General features: G+C 26.6%; 24 protein-coding genes. 22 read left to right on the top strand and 2 right to left on the bottom strand.

Annotated features, from left to right (window positions below; all coding sequences use genetic code 11):
• The first annotated feature begins 7 nt into the window (after positions 1–7).
• The 8 genes from CLOPA_RS13275 (at position 8) to CLOPA_RS25645 (ending at position 7,741) form a co-directional block, all read left to right on the top strand.
• Entirely contained in the window at positions 8–862 is an 855-nt protein-coding gene (locus tag CLOPA_RS13275) for an NAD(+)/NADH kinase (protein WP_015615957.1), read from the top strand.
• Positions 859–1,317, top strand: coding sequence for an arginine repressor (locus tag CLOPA_RS13270; RefSeq protein WP_015615956.1), 459 nt, complete (start codon positions 859–861; stop codon positions 1,315–1,317). The genes CLOPA_RS13275 and CLOPA_RS13270 overlap by 4 nt, the downstream gene beginning before the upstream one ends.
• An 11-nt stretch (positions 1,318–1,328) precedes the next feature.
• Complete coding sequence (gene recN, locus CLOPA_RS13265; protein ID WP_015615955.1) at positions 1,329–3,035, top strand: DNA repair protein RecN; 1,707 nt, start codon at positions 1,329–1,331, stop codon at positions 3,033–3,035.
• A gap of 162 nt (positions 3,036–3,197) precedes the next feature.
• Entirely contained in the window at positions 3,198–4,421 is a 1,224-nt protein-coding gene (gene spoIVB / locus CLOPA_RS13260) for a SpoIVB peptidase (RefSeq protein ID WP_015615954.1), read from the top strand.
• Between the two features lie 407 nt (positions 4,422–4,828).
• Positions 4,829–5,653 (top strand): sporulation transcription factor Spo0A, encoded by an 825-nt coding sequence (spo0A, locus tag CLOPA_RS13255; protein ID WP_015615953.1) that lies wholly within the window; start codon positions 4,829–4,831, stop codon positions 5,651–5,653.
• A gap of 126 nt (positions 5,654–5,779) precedes the next feature.
• Positions 5,780–6,772: a tyrosine-type recombinase/integrase gene (locus CLOPA_RS13250; RefSeq protein WP_015615952.1), complete on the top strand. Its 993-nt coding sequence runs from the start codon at positions 5,780–5,782 to the stop codon at positions 6,770–6,772.
• Between the two features lie 6 nt (positions 6,773–6,778).
• Positions 6,779–6,961: a hypothetical protein gene (locus CLOPA_RS13245; protein WP_015615951.1), complete on the top strand. Its 183-nt coding sequence runs from the start codon at positions 6,779–6,781 to the stop codon at positions 6,959–6,961.
• 636 nt (positions 6,962–7,597) lie between these two features.
• On the top strand, positions 7,598–7,741 hold the full coding sequence (locus tag CLOPA_RS25645; RefSeq protein WP_172638593.1) for a hypothetical protein: 144 nt from the start codon (positions 7,598–7,600) through the stop codon (positions 7,739–7,741).
• A 157-nt stretch (positions 7,742–7,898) separates the two neighbouring features.
• Here the strand turns inward: CLOPA_RS25645 and CLOPA_RS23835 are convergent, their stop codons facing one another.
• Positions 7,899–8,345, bottom strand: a complete 447-nt coding sequence (locus tag CLOPA_RS23835) for a hypothetical protein (RefSeq protein WP_015615950.1) — start codon at positions 8,343–8,345, stop codon at positions 7,899–7,901.
• A gap of 210 nt (positions 8,346–8,555) precedes the next feature.
• Between CLOPA_RS23835 and CLOPA_RS13235 the strand changes: the two genes are divergently transcribed.
• Both CLOPA_RS13235 and CLOPA_RS13230 read left to right on the top strand, forming a co-directional pair.
• Complete coding sequence (locus CLOPA_RS13235) at positions 8,556–8,720, top strand: hypothetical protein (RefSeq protein ID WP_155241915.1); 165 nt, start codon at positions 8,556–8,558, stop codon at positions 8,718–8,720.
• 44 nt (positions 8,721–8,764) lie between these two features.
• Positions 8,765–10,669: an ATP-binding protein gene (locus CLOPA_RS13230; protein ID WP_015615948.1), complete on the top strand. Its 1,905-nt coding sequence runs from the start codon at positions 8,765–8,767 to the stop codon at positions 10,667–10,669.
• A gap of 32 nt (positions 10,670–10,701) precedes the next feature.
• Here the strand turns inward: CLOPA_RS13230 and CLOPA_RS13225 are convergent, their stop codons facing one another.
• Complete coding sequence (locus CLOPA_RS13225; protein ID WP_015615947.1) at positions 10,702–10,914, bottom strand: helix-turn-helix domain-containing protein; 213 nt, start codon at positions 10,912–10,914, stop codon at positions 10,702–10,704.
• A 186-nt stretch (positions 10,915–11,100) separates the two neighbouring features.
• Between CLOPA_RS13225 and CLOPA_RS13220 the strand changes: the two genes are divergently transcribed.
• The 12 genes from CLOPA_RS13220 to CLOPA_RS23825 all read left to right on the top strand — a co-directional run bounded on the left by CLOPA_RS13220 (position 11,101) and on the right by CLOPA_RS23825 (position 21,446).
• On the top strand, positions 11,101–11,442 hold the full coding sequence (locus CLOPA_RS13220) for a hypothetical protein (protein WP_015615946.1): 342 nt from the start codon (positions 11,101–11,103) through the stop codon (positions 11,440–11,442).
• A 13-nt stretch (positions 11,443–11,455) separates the two neighbouring features.
• Positions 11,456–11,671: a hypothetical protein gene (locus CLOPA_RS13215; protein ID WP_015615945.1), complete on the top strand. Its 216-nt coding sequence runs from the start codon at positions 11,456–11,458 to the stop codon at positions 11,669–11,671.
• A gap of 494 nt (positions 11,672–12,165) precedes the next feature.
• Positions 12,166–14,739 carry a hypothetical protein gene (locus CLOPA_RS13210; protein WP_015615943.1) on the top strand — a complete coding sequence of 858 codons (2,574 nt, stop codon included), beginning with the start codon at positions 12,166–12,168 and terminating at the stop codon, positions 14,737–14,739.
• A 51-nt stretch (positions 14,740–14,790) separates the two neighbouring features.
• On the top strand, positions 14,791–14,982 hold the full coding sequence (locus tag CLOPA_RS13205) for a hypothetical protein (RefSeq protein ID WP_015615942.1): 192 nt from the start codon (positions 14,791–14,793) through the stop codon (positions 14,980–14,982).
• Between the two features lie 254 nt (positions 14,983–15,236).
• Positions 15,237–16,691 (top strand): hypothetical protein, encoded by a 1,455-nt coding sequence (locus CLOPA_RS13200; protein ID WP_015615941.1) that lies wholly within the window; start codon positions 15,237–15,239, stop codon positions 16,689–16,691.
• A gap of 1,612 nt (positions 16,692–18,303) precedes the next feature.
• On the top strand, positions 18,304–19,062 hold the full coding sequence (locus CLOPA_RS23830) for a phage regulatory protein/antirepressor Ant (RefSeq protein WP_015615940.1): 759 nt from the start codon (positions 18,304–18,306) through the stop codon (positions 19,060–19,062).
• Positions 19,063–19,075: 13 nt separating this feature from the next.
• On the top strand, positions 19,076–19,687 hold the full coding sequence (locus CLOPA_RS13190) for a GIY-YIG nuclease family protein (RefSeq protein WP_015615939.1): 612 nt from the start codon (positions 19,076–19,078) through the stop codon (positions 19,685–19,687).
• Between the two features lie 113 nt (positions 19,688–19,800).
• The gene (locus tag CLOPA_RS13185; protein ID WP_015615938.1) at positions 19,801–20,034 is read left to right on the top strand and encodes a hypothetical protein; all 234 of its coding nucleotides are present in this window, start codon (positions 19,801–19,803) and stop codon (positions 20,032–20,034) included.
• A 48-nt stretch (positions 20,035–20,082) separates the two neighbouring features.
• Entirely contained in the window at positions 20,083–20,433 is a 351-nt protein-coding gene (locus CLOPA_RS13180) for a hypothetical protein (RefSeq protein WP_015615937.1), read from the top strand.
• 12 nt (positions 20,434–20,445) lie between these two features.
• Positions 20,446–20,622, top strand: coding sequence for a hypothetical protein (locus CLOPA_RS25145; RefSeq protein WP_015615936.1), 177 nt, complete (start codon positions 20,446–20,448; stop codon positions 20,620–20,622).
• A complete protein-coding gene (locus CLOPA_RS13175; protein WP_015615935.1) occupies positions 20,615–20,857 on the top strand; it encodes a hypothetical protein in 243 nt (80 codons plus the stop codon). The genes CLOPA_RS25145 and CLOPA_RS13175 overlap by 8 nt, the downstream gene beginning before the upstream one ends.
• Before the next feature lie 82 nt (positions 20,858–20,939).
• The gene (locus CLOPA_RS23825) at positions 20,940–21,446 is read left to right on the top strand and encodes a DUF4236 domain-containing protein (RefSeq protein ID WP_015615934.1); all 507 of its coding nucleotides are present in this window, start codon (positions 20,940–20,942) and stop codon (positions 21,444–21,446) included.
• Positions 21,447–21,479 lie beyond the last annotated feature (33 nt).

The raw sequence follows: 21,479 nt of genomic DNA, 5'->3' as shown, positions 1-21,479 counted from the left end.
AAAATTTATGAAAAATATAGGTATCAATATTAATATCAGTAAAGATAAGGATAGAACTATAACTAGAGAGATAGCTGATCTTATAGTTGAGAATATAAAAAATGTAAAAATAAAAATATTTGATGACCTTAGAAATTTTAATCAAGAGGATGCCAAAAAAATAGATATAATGATATCCTTAGGTGGTGATGGCACCATTTTAAGTACTGCTAGAAGAGTATGTAAATATAATATACCAATACTAGGCATTAATTTAGGTCATTTAGGTTTTCTAGCAAGTGCAGAATTATCAGAATTAAAAGAATGTATTATAAAATTGTCAAAATCAGAATATGAAATAGAAGAGAGAATTATGCTTCAGTGTAAAATCAAAAGAAATGAAGATGAAAAAATATATTATGCACTGAATGAAGTTGTTATATCTAAAGGAACTTTGGCAAGAATATTAGAATATAGCATAAAAGTTGATGGTAAATTTTATACAAAATTTATGTCAGATGGAATAATTGTTTCTACCCCTACAGGATCTACTGCTTATTCTCTTTCTGCTGGAGGGCCAATAATCTCTCCTACATTAAATTTAATTTCTATTACACCTATATGTCCTTTATCCCTTGGTGTGAGAACTATGGTTATAGATAGTAAAAATGAAGTCAATGTGGTCTTAAATAAAGTATATCAGCCTGTGTACTTAACTCTGGATGGCCAAGATTCTCAGCAAATTAGTAATATACATAAGGTTTATATTAAAGAGGCTCCATTTAAATGTAAGATAATTAGAATTAAAGGGTATGATTATTTTAAAATATTACGAAAAAAAATAATATCCAGAACAATAGAGTGTGAAGGTGATGAGGAATGAAAATATCGAGGCATGCTAAAATTTTAGAAATAATAAACTCAAAGGATATAGAAACTCAAGAAGAATTAGCAGATGAACTAAAAAAAGAAGATATTATGGTAACGCAAGCTACAGTCTCAAGAGATATAAAGGAATTGAAATTAATTAAAGTTTTGTCTACTAGTGGAAAGTACAAATATGCTTCAATAACTTCCACTGAAAGCTTTCTGTCAAATAAATTGATTAGTATATTTACTCAAACAGTTTTACATGTAGAACATGTAAAAAATTTTGTGGTAGTTAAAACTATTTCTGGATCTGCGCCAGGTGCAGCAGAAGCAATTGATACTCTTAATTTTGATGAAATAGCAGGTACTATAGCAGGAGATAATACTATATTTATACTTGTACGCAATGAGGAAAAGGCATTTGAAATAGTACAGAAATTAAAAAGACTGCTTAATGAAAATGAATAGGAGGACTTAACATGCTCCTTCAGTTAAATATCACTAATTTTGCCCTTATAGAATCCCTAACTATTTCCTTTGAAAATGGATTTAATGTGTTATCTGGTGAAACTGGTGCAGGTAAATCTATATTAATTGATGCTATAAACTATGTACTTGGGGTAAAGTTTGCAAAGAGCTCCATTAGAACTGGTGAAAAAAAGACTTTTGTAGAAGCTGTTTTTACTACTAAAAACAGTAAGACCATAGAGGTACTAAAAAGTTTAGAAATTGATTATAATGACATTTTAATTATTTCGAGGGAAGCATTTCAATCAGGTAAAAATATAACTAAAATAAATGGTAAGACAGTTTTACTTGCTCAATTGAGAAAAATTAGTGAGACGTTAATGGATATACATGGACAGCATGAGAATCAAACTCTTATGAATTCAGAAAATCACATTGTTTTTTTGGATTCTTTCGGATATAATTCTTTAAAAAAAGAAAAAGAACAATATAACATATATTATAATGAGTTAAAAGATATTGATGCAAAAATAGATGAATTTTCTAAAAAAACAGGGGACAAAGATAAAATTATAGATTTTTTAAAATATCAAATTGATGAAATAGAAAGGGCAAAATTAAAAGAGGGCGAAGATATTGATTTGGAAGAAAGATACACTATTATATCAAATAGTGAGGTTATAAATAAGGTCTTATGTAATAATTACCAAAGATTGTATACTGGAAAGGAAGGATTTTCATCCATATTTGACAATTTAGGAATTGTTATTAAAGAGCTTAAATCTATAGAGGAACATTCTAATGAAATAAAGTCTGTGGTAGATTCTTTAGAGGAATGTTATTATAATATAGAAGAAAATATATCAATTATCAGAGATATTAAAGATAAAATTGAATTTGATGATAAAGAACTTGAATATATAAATAATAGATTATATACAATTGATGGATTAAAAAAGAAATATGGAAAAACTATTAAAGATATAATTAATTATAGAGATAAGATAATAAGTCAGTATGAAGAACTTGTTCATTTTTCTGAAATTATAGAACAATTATCAATTGATAAAAAAGAAATTTGTATAAAAGTAACTAATCAAGGTAAAAAAATTCATAGTATAAGGGAAAAAGTTGCAAAAATTTTAGAAGGAAAAATTTTAGATGAATTGAAGTATATAGGTCTTGATAAAAGTTTATTTAAAATAAAAATAGAATTTAATGAAAATAATATAAATGAAAATGGAGGAGATAAAGTACAATTTTTTATAACTACTAATCCTGGAGAACCATTGAGGGAACTGGAAAAAGTTGTTTCTGGCGGTGAATTGTCTAGGATCATGTTAGCATTTAAAACCGCTTTCATTGATAAGGATAATATACCTTCCGTAATTTTTGATGAAATTGATACTGGGATAAGTGGTAGAATTGCCCAAAGTGTAGCAGAAAAAATGTACGCTATATCAAATAATCATCAGGTTTTTTGTATAACACATTTGCCACAAATTGCGTGTATGTCAGATGTGCATTATCTTATTGAAAAAAAGATATTAAATAATAAAACTTTTACTTTTGTAAATAGACTTACCTTAGAAGAAAAAGAGAAAGCTATTGCTAAAATGATTAGCGGTAGTGAAGTTACAAATTTAACTTTGGAAAATTCTAAGGAAATGATTCTATTGGCAGATAATAAAAAGAAAAAATTAAGGAAGAATTTATAATAAATATCAATAAAAAAACCCATAATATAAATTATGGGGTTTTTTATTGATATTTTTCGTATATTCAAAGTATTAACTAATAATGCATCGTTATAATAGCATAATAAAAATTCAGAAGGGTAACTTAAAGTTATAATCTTAGGAAAACAGGAGGTTAAAAGCATGAAAAATAAAAAGTTAAAAATAATATGCTCTATTTTAACTCCTATTATTATTTTAACTTTAGTTACCTTTATGAGCTTAAGAGATATACCTGAAACCATATATGTAAGGCAAGGTGAAAATATAAATTATGGCTCATTATTAAAGGTAAATAATGATGATATTTCAGTACTAAAGCAAAATGTCAATAAAGGATATGGAACAAAAATAAGGAAATCTATAAATTTATTAGGTGTTTTTCCAGTTAAAAATGTAAATTTAGAAATAGTACCGCCTATAACTGTTTATCCTGGAGGTCAGCCGGTAGGCATAAAGTTAAATACTCAGGGAGTTCTAGTAGTAGGACTATCTGATATTGACTCACAAAATGGAAAAATTAGTAGTCCAGCGGCACAAGCAGGTGTACAAATTGGTGATAGTATAATAAAAATTGATGGAGAAAATGTAAATAATTCTAAAAGTGTTTCAGAAAAACTAAATAAATATAAGGATTCAATTATGAAAGTCACCATAGTAAGAGAAGGGAAAAATATTGATAAGGAAATTAAAGCAGTAAAAAGCGATGTAGATAATGGTTACAAATTAGGACTTTGGGTGAGAGATTCCACTGCTGGTGTAGGAACCCTAACCTTCTACCATGAAAAATCAGGAAAATTTGCGGCACTAGGTCATCCTATAACGGATGTAGATACTGGTACAATGCTTACAGTAAAAGATGGCAATATAATAAATTCTTCCATTATATCTATAAAAAAGGGAACTAAGGGTAACCCTGGAGAAGTTAGAGGGATTTTTGTAAATGAACAAGATCCTCTAGGAAATATAAAAACTAATACTGTTTCGGGAATTTATGGTACTTGTGTTAAAACATTAAAAAATAGTAAGTTTAATAAACCTATGGAAGTGGGACTTAGAAATGACATAAAAGAAGGAGATGCTCAGATACTAACTACAATAGATGGTGAGCAACCTAAATTATATAATATAAAAATTGAAAAGCTTCTTTCACAGGAATCACCAGGACCTAAAAGTATGGTTATAAGAGTTACAGATCCAGAATTATTAGAAAAAACAGGTGGTATTGTTCAAGGAATGAGCGGTAGTCCTATAATACAAAATAATAAAATTGTAGGTGCTGTAACTCATGTTCTTATTAATAAACCTGATGTAGGATATGGAATATATATGGAATGGATGCTAAAGGATGCTGGGATTTTAAATTAAAAACAAAAGGGTTTGTCTCAAATGTATTATATGCGGCATTAGAGACGCCCTTTTTCTCTATCAATGATAGAAGTGTTAATGCCATCAAAATATTACTTTTAAATGTTTTTTACAAATTAACGTATGTTTATTTATTTGTGTCTTGTATAAGGTGTTTATTTTGAGACAGTGATTTTTATAATTAATGTTAAAATAAATTATTATAGTAAAATTTTACAAAATATCTTGCTTTTTAGTTGATTTAATAATAAAATAGAACAGAAATATAATTTATTTAATAAAAATATAAATATAAAATAAATTTAATAAAAAAAATAATTTATATAATAAAGAAGGTTTTATTAAAGATTTGTCGAATACTTTAACTGTAAACATATGGAAATTAGAAATATAAAGGGGAGTAAAAAATGGAATATTCTAAAATAAGTGTATTGATAGCGGATGATAATAAAGAATTCTGTAACATTCTAAATGATTATTTATTAAATCAAAGTGACATAGTAGTAGTGGGGATCGCTAAAGACGGGATAGAGGCTTTAAAATTAATTGAAGAGAAGAAGCCAGACTTAGTTATATTAGATATAATAATGCCACATTTAGATGGCTTGGGAGTTTTAGAAAGACTTGGGAATATGGATATAAACCCTGTACCAAATGTAATCGTATTGTCAGCTGTAGGTCAGGATAAGATTACGCAGAGAGCTATAACTTTAGGCGCAGATTATTATGTTGTAAAGCCTTTTGATATGGATGTATTTACAAAGAGAATAAGACAAATGTTTAATAATACAATTTTAGATTCAGATACGAAAAAGACAATGCCTACTGAGAAAGCTGCAGAAGTAAAAGTTTCCGAATCGGAACCTTTAGATTTAGAAGCTGAAATAACAAGTATAATTCATGAAATAGGAGTACCTGCTCATATTAAAGGCTATATGTATTTAAGAGAAGCTATTAACATGGTAGTAGAGAATATAGAACTTTTATCAGCTGTAACTAAAGAGTTGTACCCATCTATAGCGAAAAAATACAATACAACTGCCAGTCGTGTTGAAAGAGCAATAAGACATGCAATTGAAGTAGCCTGGTCAAGAGGTCAAGTTGATACTATAAATAAATTATTTGGCTATACAATACATAACGCAAAAGGTAAGCCAACTAATTCGGAATTTATTGCAATGATAGCAGATAAGCTTAGACTTAAGAACAGAGTTAAGAATGTTGCTCAGTAAATGGTTTAGCGGTAGTTCGCTTTTTATGCTAGAAGCAAAAATGTAAGAAATTGTGTATAAATCTATAAATAAAATACTGATAGACTTTTTTCATTCATTAGGTGAATGGAGGAGGTCTATTTTTTTATGAAAAATATGGATATTCTATTAGATGAATTTATGATTTATTGTGAATCTAAGAACTTATCTAAAAAAACTATGATGAGCTATGAGCAAACACTCAGATTATTTTTCAATTATTTAAACGAAGAAAAAAAGATAGTTAATTTATCAAGTATTTCAGAAAAAATAATAAGAGAATATATAATCTATATAAAAGACAGAGGTAAATATACTGTTGTAGGTGATAAGAATAGTTTAAAAATTAATAAACCAGAAATTAGAAATGACTATGGTAAAAAAGTATCTTTGACAACAGTTAATAATTATATTAGAAACATTAAGGTGTTCTTCAATTATCTAAAAGATCAAAACTATATTAAGAAAGACATAGTCAAAAATATTAAGCAATTCAAAAATGATAGAAAACCAAAGGGTTTTATTTCTGATGAACAAATGTCAGAATTACTTAGGCATATCGATACAACTAAATTCCATGAATATCGTGATTATATTATTATTCAACTATTACTTGATACAGGTATGAGAATATCTGAATCTTTAGCAATAAAAGTTACAGATTTAGATCTCAATTATAGAAGTATATTTCTAACAGCAGAAAATACAAAGGGTAAAAAGAATAGATATGTATATTTCAGTCAGATCATGCAGAGAGGACTTAAAAGGTGGCTACAGTATAAAGATAGGTATGTAGAATCAGAACTGTTATTTTGCACTTCAAAGGGCACACAGCTATTAATAAGAACTTTTGAAAAGAAATTAAGAGATTATGGTAAAAGAATTAGTCTAAATGATATTTGTCCTCACCAATTACGTAATAATTTTGCTAAAAGATTCCTCATGTGTGGAGGTAATATATATACTTTAAGTAAAATTTTAGGGCATTCATCAGTGAAGGTGACGGAATCAGCATATTTAGATCTAACAGATGCTGATATAAGAAAGAATTATCAAAATTTTAGTCCTTTAGAAAATATGAACTTAAAAAATAAGAGGTGATTTATTATGTCTGCAAAAGAACTATTTAATTATTATTATAAATTACAATCCAAGGAAATGAGAGAAGATATTGAAAGTTATAAAAAATTAGCAATGAAAAATAAACGAGTTGCTATTAAAGTGATTTTTAAAAATGGTCAATGGCTACGAGTATATCAGAAATTAGATGGATCAGTAGAATGGTATTAATAAAAAAATAAGCTATATGTCCCGACAACATTAGCTTATAGAAATTTAAATTTAACAACTCAACAACGACTTTAATTGAATATTGCTAAATTAAACCTTACAATTATTTTACTAAAAAAATAATTTTTTTGCAAGGTCTAGTTTCTTATTGCCGTTTTTAAGGTAATATGTGAGTTGTCCAAGCACTAGAGCAACTTAAAATAATTCTAGTGGTGTGGTCGAGCCAATGCTGAAAATCGTACTCGGTTATATATTATTTCTGTTATTGTGGCATATACCCGTCAAACGCCTGTATCTATGCGTTAAATAAATTAGATAGGTAGGTTTTACTGGTCGCAAGGCAGCTATTAATATAAGCCATATAGGCACATATAAGGGCAGTAATTTATATGTTAAGTATTAATAACAATAGCAGTTACTATACTCAGCAACTTCATCATAAACAAAAATATAAGAATTACCATTAGTTTGGTAGTTCTTTTCATTTATGCTCTTTTCTAGGGCAAACTATATCTTCCTCACAATTGCTTATCATTCCAAAAATATAAGCAGTTTAGTTCGGTAAGTCAAGAGATTTATTAAAAAACTGAATTAAACAGGAGTTGAGATTATGAGAACAATAAAACAGGTATGAGTATGGGATCGATAATAGATGTATCTAAAAAGAATAGAGCATGGCAGAGAAAAGGTAAGGCAAGATGTACTGAATGTATTTACCTGGAGTTTGGATACTATTGCAGGAAGAAAATAAATAAACCTTATGTTTATCACAAAACATAAGGTTTATTTCTAAAGAAAGGGTAATTTTTATAATAATATATTGCTTATACATATTATACATTGTTATACACAAAATGTAAATAAATACTTTTATTGCATTTTAACAGCTAAACTTTACACTATAAATTATACTTTGAATTAACATAAATATTGCTTATCAATTTTTTGTAGTAGATTCATGCATACCTGATGCTTTAGCTTGCTTTAAAGTGGTATTTAATATATTTTTACTATTTTTTAAGGCTGTATCTGTCTTACTTAAATAGTATGTTTTACTACCTTTTAAATAGTATACAACTGGATTACTATTCACTGCTGATGATGTAGTATTTGAAGTAGTTTTAGATGTAGTATTTACAGCATTATTTTGTTGTGATGAATTAGTAGTATTAGCTTGTCCGCTATTACTTGAGTTGTTGTCTGTTGCAGTAGTATTATTTGATGCAATAGTATTAGTAGCATTATTAGTAGCATTATTAGTAGTATTGTTTTTACCATTAGATCCACAACCACTAAATAAACTTACAATACCTACTGCGATAATACAGGCGGTAATTATTCTAGATAATCCTTTTCTTTTTAGCATACTTGTTTTGTTATTCATATTAACACTCCCTTGTAATTATTTTACAATATATATTATACACTTTATTGGAAAAAGATGGTAATATGCATATAAAAGTTTACAAAAAAATAAATAAACCCTATGTGTGGACATAGGGTTTATTAAAAAAGGGGTACCATTTAGCACTTTTGTTCTATGCATATTATATATTATTATGTAGAAAATGTAAAGAAATTATTGTCAATTTTTTTGTCTAAAATACTTATATTATTAATAGAATTTAATTTTATATTAAAAGAGTTAACGAAAAAGAGAGTCATTAGTGATATTATAGCAGAAAAGGTTGGTATTGGTTCTGGCAGAACTTATGAAAATATTGTTATTTACATTTTAGTTGAAATAAATAAAATATAATAGTACAATATATGTAAAATATATAAATAAATGGGTGGTATCATATGGAATATAGTAAAAAATATAATCGAACACCAAAGATAAATAATGGATATGAATTATATCAAACAATTACTGATTTTAGTAATCCACTTGAAATATTTAGAGAAGCATTTCAAAATGCTGTGGATGAAGATGCTACTGAGATTTATTGTAAAATTTATTGTTCTAAGGAACTTTCTCAGTCTGACTTATATATTGATATTTTAGATAATGGAAAAGGACTTAAAAAAAATAGAATAGACGATTTTTTTGGACTAGCTAATTCCTCAAAAATAGATAAAAATAAATCCCCTATAAAAGGTAAGTTAGGATATAAAGGGCATGGAACAAAGATTTTTTTTAATTCTGAACAAATTAAAATTTGCTCTAAAGTTGAGGGGGATTATTGGGCTGCTGAAATGATTGAAGCTGTAAAACAAATAAAAGAAAACGATACATATAAATATAGTGATCCTATGAATCCTAAAGACTTGAATATTGAAATTCCATCAAAATATAAAACAGGATTTTTTATGAGTATTAAAAATCCAAAATATTTTAATTTAAGTCTTACAAAATATATGTTAACACATATTTATATAAGAGATTATATTAAATGGTTTACAGTTTTTGGAACGGTTAGAACCTATTTTGATTCTAATTTAGCCGATAAAGGAATAAAACTATTCTTACAAGGTCTTGATATAGGAGATTTCAAAGAAAAATATAGTAGTATAAAATTAATTGAACCTTTACCTGTATTTAAAAAAATAGATGGAGAATTATATGAAGAAATAAAATTAGGGCATTATTTTATAGAAAAAAATAGAACTAATGAGACAGATTTAAGAAAATATAGAAATAAAATTGAAAGTAATAAACAATATTATGATTTCTATAGTAAAAAAATATATCCTAGTAGTATTGAAAGCGTAGTTTGTGATGATAATCAAACAAAATTCAATTTAATAATATATGTTGAGGGATATGAAACAAAAAGAAGATACGATGTTTTATTAAGTAGAAAAGGCGCAACTTCAATAAATAAAAATCTTCTTCATAGTGATGGAGAAAGATATGGAATATGGGCATGTAAAGGTGGTGTACCAATTGAAAAAGTTGATGATTGGATTGAAGGTGGAAAAGGAATTAATACTTATACATATTTACATGCATTTTTAGATTGTGATGAATTTGAATTGACAGCTAATAGAGGATCAATAAGAAATACTGATTTAGAAAAACTACAACTAATAAAGAAGAAATTAAATGAAATTTTTGAGACAACAATTGTAAAAAATGCTATCAAAGAAAGAACAGATATAGAAAGAGATGAAAAAAATAAAAATGATGCTGTTGAAGATAAAAAATTTCTTAAAGAACGATATAAAGCTTCCCAAAATAAAAGCTTAATTAAATTACCTATAGGTAACAAATGTATATTTGAGCCAGCTAAGTTAAAAAAGAATAAAAGAAAAAAGGTTACATATTATTCAGAATCAGAGACATTGGTTTTTTTAATAAATTTAATAAACATATATCCTTTACTATTTGATTTTACCTTATTAGACTATAATACAACAAAAGGTATTGATTTAGTTGTAGAAAATAATAGTAATCCTAAATATATAGAATTAAAGGGAACTATGACTGAAAATATAAATCATGGTCTAGCAAATATATTTAAATTTATTTGCTATAATATTGATTTTAGCAAGGGAGATACAATAACAGATGGGCAATATAGTGTAAAATTAGAGATTATTAGAGATTGTAAATTTTCATCAAATGACCCAAGATTCAGAGATAAAAAATATACAAGATATATTTTAAAACCAGAAGATAAAGATTTAACAGTAATTAATCCTATAGAAATTATAGTGCTGGAAAAATTATTAACCGAAGTATTAGATGCTGATGTTAACTAAATTAAAAGCAAAGGTAGTGGAATTATATCTCACTACCTTTTTTCTTCATCTACAAAATCAATAATATCAGTTAATTTACATTTAAACAACTTGCATAAAGCATCTAAAGTATTAAAACTTATAGATGTAGTATTGTTATTATTTAATTTATGTAGTGTAGAATAAGCTATACCAGTTTTAATTGATACCCAGTTTAAAGACCTTTCTTCTCTATTTAATATGTTTTGTAATTTTATTTCTATCATGTATATTTCCACCTTATATGTATTTATTATCAATTATTATAGCATATGTAAAATAATTTATAAAGTGTATAAAGAATTATAATTATAGTGTTGACAATATAATTACTATAGTGTAATATACAATTATGAGGTTCAACAAGATATAAATTAGCTTTACAAAATAAATCCAAGGGGGAAAATAAAAATATGTTTTTAAAAGATGGTAATTATAAAGAATTTGGTGTTGAGGTTGGGTTTCAAGAATTTGAATTATATTTAAATGAGGTTAGTGAGGAAACTATTACTTTAGATATACATGGAGTGGTACAAACCCAGGTGACATTTGAAGATTTTGGCTGGTATATAGATGAGTATAAGCATAGTAATAAAAGAGTTTTAATACTCGATGATTTAACTGAACAAATATGCTCTGTATTAATTGATATGAAGGATATTAATAAGATTATACAAGGTGTTGGATTTTACGAGGGTAGTTATATACTTATTCTTAAACATAATATCATGTATAGATTTATTGTGGAAGAATAGGTTGGTGATTATTATGATAGAAAAATTTAAATTAAAATTAGCAGTATTATTAATGAAAGTAGCAACTAAATTAATGCAAAGAAAAATAGTAGAGCATAGACAAGCAATTCAAGAAGCATATGCAGATGCAGACTTGGATTATCTAGATGATTTTTATGACGAATGCAATAATTATAATTGGGAGAAGGACTATCAAGAGTATTTACAAAGTCAATCAATAACTCAATAAATCAGATATTTTATGGAAACACAAAAAAACATAGAAATTTTTCAAAAAACTATGCATAAATTATTGACATATTCAAAAAAAAGAGTAATATAGTAATTGGACGGTGAAAAAGGTCTGACACACCTTTTAACTGTTCTAGTACATTTATATTTTAATTTTAACCACTTACTTTATTTTTATTCACCAAATATGAGGTAGTGATTTAAAACATAATTTTCATACTTTTATGATACATCATATTTGGTAATAAGTCAATAGGTTTTTTAAAAATAATTTTAGTTGGGAGGTGTTAGTTTAAAAAATAATAAATTGATTGTCGCAAATTGCGAAGAACAAAAATAATTCAATTATGAAAAGGGGGATGTTTTATGGAAGATGGTATTAAAATAATGATTTTGGAAGGTGCAGACATATTAAAAAATAACTTAGAAGGATTACCAATTGAAAAAGATTATAAGGGTGTATTTGCAAATAGTTTATTATAAGATAAATTAATGGAATTAGGATTAAATGTTAAAAATGCTACAACAAAAGATATTATTACTATAAATTTTAAGTTCGGATATACACCAAACTTTGAGAAATCTTTGGATAGAATTAAAGAATTACAAAAAGATAATAAAGAAATGTTTGAAGAAAATAAAAACCTAGAGAATCAAAAAAAATCAATAAGTAAGAGGGTAGAAAAGAGACCAATATTAGATTCAATTAAAAAAAATAAAGATTCAATTAGGAATAATAAGGCAGAAATAAAAAGTATAAAAGAAGATAATAAAAAATCTGCTATAACTAAAAATGTAGTAAGAGATAAACTATATAAAGATGGTTTTAAATTAGACTTCTATAAAAAGGATAGAAAAACCAAAGAATATAAATTGGATGGAACAATATATTATAAATTTTGGTTTAGAACTCCAAGTAAAAGTCGTGTTGGTGATGTAATGTTCATTAACACTAAATTATTGGACAACATCAGAGTATGGCAAAGAATGGGATTAAAATTACCAAAAGGTAAAGCTAAAATAGTAGAAATGATGGCTTATGAATCTTTAACAAGCAGTCATATTGAAAGCAAGATTACTATAAATCCAAGCAACATTTTATGTGTAAATGATATAGATTCTTTCTTTAAAACTAATTGTGCTATCGTAAATGTTAATGAAAATGGAGAATGTTATGTAAAACATGGACTGAATGAAGTAAAAAACACTCTGTTTGATGGTCAAGCACTTCTTGAAGATGAATTATTTACTGGCAATGAAGGTATGATGCTCTTACGTCAACATTTTTTCAAAGCTTGCGGATTCAGAACTCGAATCAGACAATTTATGAAGGATTGGTGTGAAGCCAATGGCAAAGATTATAATACATATACTGTTCCTGATAGATACAACAATGATATAAAAGTTAAAGATATTCTAATGATAACAACAGAAAATGCCATGAAGTGGGAAAAGTTCTCCGATTTAGGTGCTAATTATGATTATTGGAAACAAAAGGTAAATGAAGATAATAATGTTTTCGGGATATGCAAAGTAGACCATGCCAGTAAATGGAATGATAAACAAAGAATGAGTTACCAGATGGTCAATACGTTATTTATAAACCAATCACAAACAGATGAATTAGCAGATTATACTATAAATTATGTTGATGATATTAAAGATAGTAATGATAAATATATGGATTTTCTAAAAATAACTGCTAGTACAATAAATGGAAATGATATGATAACAGATTTATGTAAAAGAAATAAATTATTTGAAAAATCTTATTTCTATAGAGAATATAAAAACAAGGATATAAGCAAATATGTAAAAACTTTACGTAACGGAAAACTTTTAGCAGAAGGAGATAATTTAACAATTTGTGGTAATCCATATGTTATGTTGTTGCATAGTGTAAAACAAGTTCCAGTTCAATATGGAGTGTTAGATAAAGATTTTGAAGACCCAACATTACCAATTAGTAAAAAATACATAAGTGTGTACACGAAGAGATTTGAAGATGGAGAAATGCTCTCAGCCTTTAGAAACCCACATAATTCGCCTAATAATATAGGATATCATAAAAATTATAGAAATCCATTAATGGAGAAATACTTTAACTTTAGCAAAAACATTATGGCAGTTAACCTAATTTCCACAGAAGAACAAGATCTTAAAAATGGACTTGACCAAGATAGTGATTTCTGTTATGTGACAAATGAAAAAGTGATTTGTGAAGCAACAAAGAAAGTATTTAGAAAATTTCCATGTATTGTAAATAAAATACCAAAGAAAAATAAACCTTATGAAAATACAATAGAAAATTATTCTAAAGTAGATAATGATTTAGCACAAGCAAAATATGATATTGGATTAAGCAGTAATCTAGCACAATTAGCTATGTCATGGTATCACGATAAACCAAGTGAAGAATTAGCTGATATAGTATGCATTATGAGTGTACTTGCTCAAGTAGCAATTGATAACTCTAAACGTCAATATGCAGTAGTAGTTTCAGATGAAATTGATAGAATTAGAGATTTAGAGTATATGCAACGTACTACTACAAATGATAAAGACCATGAAGTTAAAGCAAGACCATATTTTTGGCAGTATGTTAGTAAAAAAGTTAAAAAAGATAGTTTAATTTGGTGTGATTGTCCAATGAACTATTTACAAAATTCACTAGATAAAATTAAAAATGCTGATAGACCAAAAGATTCAATCGATAATACTAAATTTATACAAATACAAAAAGGTAAAGAAAATGATAGGCAATTAAATAATATCCAAGAAGCAATAAAAAAATATGATGATAAAGTAAAAAAACATAATGATTTAATTGCAGATGGTACTATAGAAGAAGATGAAGAAAAGTGGACAAAGAAACAAACAATAATGCAAAAAGATGTTGTAGATTATGTTAAAGGATTAGAAATAAAAGAAAAAACAATGCAAATATTAATTGGTAGAGCATTAAGTGAAAATGGTATGGATACTAAATATAAGAAGAAATTATTAAATGCTCTATATCAGGCACATAAAGATACATTTTTAACATGTTTTATAGAAAATAAATAATAATGGTGGTGTCGTGTTCTGCGACATCCCAATAATTTGGAGGTGTGATTTATGGATTATGTAGTAACATCAGAAAGATTAAAACAGTATTTATTTTTATTGGGTTTTACATATAGACAAGCTCCAGACCGTAGTGGTAGACAAAAGTATGTTTGGTTATTTCCAAAAAATGATATGTTATTTGATGCTCTTACATTTTTTACTCGAAATAAGCAGAGAATGATTCAGTTAAAAAAAGGGTAAAGTTAGCTAAATAATTACGGTAGGTAAAAACATCTACCTTGAGGTTAGCTATTAGCTAAATTGAGGTAGGTAAAAACATCTACCGTAATAAGGTGTAACAATAGAGAATAAATAAATAACAAGAGAGAATAAAATGTTTCAAGGGTACGCTAAACGCTACCCCAAAATCCTATTTCTTTTTCTTATTTTTTATATATTTATTTTTCTTATACAATAATTAAAATTTTTATAATACGAAAGGGTGTATGTATATTATGTTCAATTTTATTAAATTACCAAATAAACTTTTTTACTCTATAGATAATGATTCTAAAAGTATTTTACAGGAGGTTAAAAATGATAAAGTTATTCTTATATTAGATTATTTATACAATTGTGTTGATAGAAAAGATATTATTAGATTTACATTAGAAGATGTAATTGTTTCTTGTGGTTTTAAACCTAATACTAATGTAGGTAAATCCAATGAGCAGTTTAGAAACATATTAATTAAACTTCAAGATTTACATATTATTTCTTTTTCAGAAGGTATTGATATAAAAACTGTTAAACCTAAAAATCTTATTAAGTGTGAGTTTAATAAATATATAGAAACTAAAGTTGATAAAGAAACTGGAGAAATAAAGGATAGTTTTTATATTCAATTGTCTGACCAAGACAAAGATAAAATAATGAATTATGCTAAAGAAAAAGTTGATACATTAAAATTATTAATTTACTATTGCTATTTGAAAGCTAGGATATATAAACGTCCTAGTGGAGATTTAGGATTAGCAGCATCAGGTGGTAGAAGTGAAACTTGCTTTTTAAAATATAATAGAATTACTGAAGATTTAGGAATTGTGGATAAGAGTATCAAAAAATATAATGATATATTAATTGAATTAAATCTTATTCGTATAAAAAATCCTGGATTATGGTATTATTTAGGAGATGAACTTATAAATAAACGTGAAAGTCCAAATTTCTTTACTTTGTATTTTAGTGATAAAGATTATGCAAGACATAATTTAAATGAAGCAATTAAGTCATGGAAAGGAATGGATATAAATAAAAATAAAATATTTCTTGATACTAGAGAATATAAAAATAATAATAGAAGCCTTAATGGTAAAATTGGTAGGATTATTCGTAAAGAAAATGAGGGTACAGCTACAGAAGAAGATTTAGCACTTAAAGAAAAGATATTAAATAGTATGAATCCTAACCTTGAAAGAGAAAAACTTGAATCTATTCTTGATGCTAATTTAGGTGAATCATTATACAATATATATGATGACAAACTGAATGATAGTGACAAGGCTGAGTATTATGAAGATATTGAAAATAAATTAGGACTTTATGATGATGATACTAATACTTTGACAGTTGATTGGAAATATTATAGATGGGTTATGGTTGATTATCAATTTGGAGATTTAAATGGAGATCATAAAGGTGATATTGAATATTTTAAAAATTGTGTTACTAAGAAAATTAGAGAAAATAGTTCCAAGCCAAAAGAAATAATAGAAAATAAAGTTGATAAAAATATTTCTTATGAAGATACTATGAAAATAGTTGATGATGATATTGCAGATGATAATAGTTATATAGAAACATTGGCAAAAGAACATGACGAAGCATATGCAAAAAAGAAAAAAGCTTTTGGAGGATTTTACGATAATATAACACTATTTGAAGAGCAAAGACAAAGACCAAAATTTTAATATAATAAGTGTACATTAATTATGTTATTGGTGTACACTTATTTGTATATTATATTATAACTTTGTATATATTTTCATGTTATTGTATCTTATTGGATAACTCGTGTAAATCCACTTGATGAATTATAGTTCATTGAGTTAATCTCATGTAATATCCTTTAAGGACTTTACTGGATATGCATAATATACAAAACTGAATGGAGTCTTAAAATTATTTGAAGATTCCAACACAACTGGATACAATATAGTTCACTAAGTTGTTGTAGTTATTGTTGTCCTTTACTGGGACAGCAACATATTGTAGTATAGCCACTTTTGGCACGCTATATATGGTAATTTTAGAATGTAGGGTATATTTTCCAAGAATGGCTTGAATAAAGGGTTTAAAGGGTGTCACATAATCCGTATAGGATATATAAATAATTTTTTTATTATTATATCAGTTATAATTATAACGTTGTGAAAGTATCACAGATATGAGTAACAAGACCGCTGAATGGCAATTGCGGTATATAAATATGCAATAAGCTTAAAGGGTAGATTAATTTCTATCCTTTTCATAATTTTGCTTCTTTCAAATTTTAATTTTTTATATATAATTAGTGCCGACCAATAAAGTCGGTACAATTTATTTTTTATTAAAATTGCTTATACTTATTTACAGTATAACATATATAATATTATATTACAATAGGTTTTAGGTGAAAAAATATAACTTTTTCTTATTGATTTTGTAATTTCCTATCAGGAGATTACATTAATTATTTTTGGTAAATTCAATACTTATAATCAGATAGGTATTGTTTTACATAGATGTTTATTTTCATAATTCATAATAATATAATTTCTCCTTTTGGATAGTGATGGTGTTCAGATTCCTCCTGGCATCATCACTATTTCTTTTAAGGAAAAAACTATTAAATCGAAAATTTAGCACCGCCCTTAAAAGGCATTGCAATATATAAACTTCCATTCGTGGGTTGTGCTAACCTAGGTAAGTGTACAATCAAAAAACATCTTATAGGATGATAAGTGTACCGTATGATACATACCTATAGATTCTTACCTGTTTTTAACGTGGTTTTTGGGGTGAGACAATACAATTTACATACTTTCCCATGTTGCTGTATAAATATGATATCGTTATTATACGGAAAAACGAATGTGTACACATTTATGCTACTGTTTCGAGCAAAGGGTTTAGAGTAGTATATGACAATTGAGTTGTGTGGGAGATATAGATTCAGAACCATATTCTCCTACGACCTATATTATTTTTTAAATTTAAAAAAGGTTATAATTATTCAATTAATTTTATCATGAATTATAACACAAGTCAATAGATTTATATAAATATGAACAAACTGTAAATATCAAAGGAGGTATCACATTTCTAAAAAATTAGAAATGCTTAAATTTATATATCGCATGGTGGACTTCATCAACCCACTAAATAGTAGTATATAGTTTTAAGGCTATAGGTAACGGAATATCTATAGCCAACTTTTTATTATTATTTAGGTTTTCACCAAATCGGGGGAAAAGTGAAATCTAGCATGGGGTATATAAGAAATTTATATACTACTATTTTTTTATATAGGAGGTTTTCGTGATGGAAAACATATTAACAATCAAAGGAAATGAAACAGGAGTATTTACAATTGACAGCAGGGAAGTAGCAGAAATGATGGGGGTTACACACGACCAAATATTAAGAAAACTAGATGGTGCTAAAGACAGAAGAGGAATTATTGAAATTTTAACTGACAACCAAATGGTGGCGAGTGAATATTTTATTGAATATACTTATATTGACAATAGTGGAAAAGAAAATAAATGCTACTTATTTACTAAAATGGGTTGTGAATTCATAGCAAATAAATTTACTGGTGAGAAAGGTATTTTATTTACAGCTAAATATGTTCAAAGATTTAATGACATGGAAAAGCAAACAAATAATCCATTACAAAATTATCTAAACATGAGTGAAGAAGATAGAGCAATAGCTTTCTTTACAAAATCAAAAGAAGCAAAAATGTTACAGGCAAAACTTGAAGAAAATAAGGAAAAGGTTTCATTTGCAAATAATATAGAAAGTGCTAAATCTAATGTTAGTATGAAGCAGTTTGCAGATTTATTAAACATAAAGAATTTTGGTAGGACTAAATTGTTTGCTTGGTTGAGAAATAATGGATATTTAAATAGTAATAATGAACCTTATAGAAGATATGTTGAGCAAGGTATATTTGAAACAAAAGAAAAAGTTGTTCAAATGGGTAATTTTGAAAAGATAACAATCACTACTTTTGTAACGGGCAAAGGTCAATTATATTTGCATAATAAAATAATTGATGACTTGAAAGTTGCTTAGGGAGGTAGTGGATATGAAAAAAATAAAAGGAATTTACAAAATAACATATATAAAAAATGGTAAGGTGAGAATTGGACATAGTAGTGATATTCATAAAAGATGGAGTTGTTATTTAGCAGAGCTAAGGAATAATACATATCGTGGTAAAGAAATGCAGAAGGATTTTGATGAATATGGAGAAGATGCTTTTAAATTTGAAACTCTTAAAGAATGTGATGCAACAGAATTCAAGAAACTGGAAAATAAATACATATTAAAATATGATGCAATTAAAAACGGTTATAATAAATATTTAAATGATTTATCTAAAGAGAAAAAAATTAGATCTGGTGATGAAGCTGAAGAATATCATGAGTTTAGAAGTGAAATTACAAGCGGTATAAATAATGGTCATTGCTTAACGGATATTAGAATTATTGAAGAAATTAGATGGCTCAAAGATAATACGAAAATGAAACAAGTTGATATAGCTAAACATTATGGTAAAAGACCATCTTATGTAAGTAGAATTGGTAAAGACCGCTGGGATGATGTACTAGGTGTACAACCAGTATGGTATAAGAATGAAAATAAGGCTGTAAATTTTGGAGAAGATACAACCTTGGGTATTAATTTAAATGCATAAAATACATATTTTCGTAAGGGTATATTGGAGTATATCCTTACTTATTATTATACACAAAAACATAGAAATTATGCAAGTAAATATAAAAAAATATTTAAAGGGAGAATGATATTATGAATTATTATCCAGGAAAAGAAGAGTTATATATACAAGCAATGTTGGAAGAATGTCAATGTGATAATTTATGGGTAGAAGAAGGTATTTTATATAATAATGTTATAGGTTTTGATTTAGATTTAGTAGAGAAAATGGAAATAGATATTATAGCATGTAAAATTGCATTTTTATTATCTACAGATGAAATTTATGTTGTGGATTTTAAAAATGAAACAATTATACGGGCTTAAAATCGGTTGGTTAACGTAAAAGTTAAGCTGGTTAAAGGGGAGAGATATATGATACATCTAAATAAAAAGGAATATAAATTTTGCATAGATACATTTAAGGATAATATAAATCATTTAAGTAAATTAAATGGTAAGGATTTATTAAATTATGTTAATAGTGTTGGACAGGATAGTATAAATAATGCCGTAGAGCTTATAACATGTAGCAGGAAAGATATAAATAATAATGAAGAATTAAATGAAAAATGTAAACAGTCGGTGTACTGGCTTAACGGTATGTGGGTTTGGGTAGATTCATATATGGAAACAGCAGAAGAAGTTTCACAATATGTAGGTGACGAACAATATTGTAGCATATTTGAAAAGATAATAGAAGACGATAAACAATTTGAGGACTAAGGAGGAATTGTTATGACAATTAGTGGTGAAGATGCTAAAAAAATATTGGAAGAAGCACATACAATTACAAGCGATAAGGCTAAAAATAACGGTAAGAAGTTAATGAAAAAATATAAGACTTTAGCAGAATCTAAAAAGTTATGGGAACAATGGCTTAAAGAGTTGGAGGAGGAAGATAAAAATGAATGAAAATAAAGAAATAGAAGAATTGTTAGTGCAAATGGATAATTTAAAATATGAAATATTAGAACACGAAGTAGAATTAGGAAATGAAAGGCTCGACCATATTATGGCTATAAATAATAGAGATATTGAGCAACAAATTGAGACGAATGATAGAATGGTTGATATTAATAATGAAATGATAGATTTGTTCCAACGTGAGATAGAAATAAATAATAAAATATTAGAAAAATATAAATAAAAAACCTTTTTTTTGCTAGTCTAAATGTGATATACTTAATTACATAAAGAAGTTAAATATATTATGTAAAGGGATGTTTATTATGGGGTTAATATTTAAAAGAAGAATTAAAATATGCAAAGGTATTACACTTAATCTAGGCAAAAAAGGAATTAATAGCGTTAGTGTTGGGAGACGTGGTGCTCATGTTACTATTGGTAAACAAGGTGTAAGAAAAACTGTAGGAATACCAGGCAGTGGATTGAGTTATACTGATTATAAAAAATATGATAATAATAAACTTAGTAATAGTAAAACTAGTAAGATGATTAGTGATACTGCTTATACTAAAGAACAATTAAAAGCTAATGATAAATTATTACAAAAACACAACAATAAAATTGCTAATAAAGCAGTAATAAAATTAATAAAAAAATGTTTGATATGGTTTTTTATTTTGGCAATTGCTGATGGTACTACTATAAAAAGTGATATATTGTTATGGCTAATAGTTATAGGTGTTAATATTGTATGTTGGAGCAATATGTTTTATATTGTTAAAAAATGGTCGAAAGCAAATAAAGAAAATAAATTAATGGATGAAGGCTAACAGAAAATGTTGGTCTTTTTTATATTTAGGAGG

It is taken from the genome of Clostridium pasteurianum BC1, assembly GCF_000389635.1.
Lineage (GTDB): Bacteria > Bacillota > Clostridia > Clostridiales > Clostridiaceae > Clostridium_I > Clostridium_I pasteurianum_A.
This window is presented reverse-complemented; position numbering and strand designations above follow the sequence as displayed.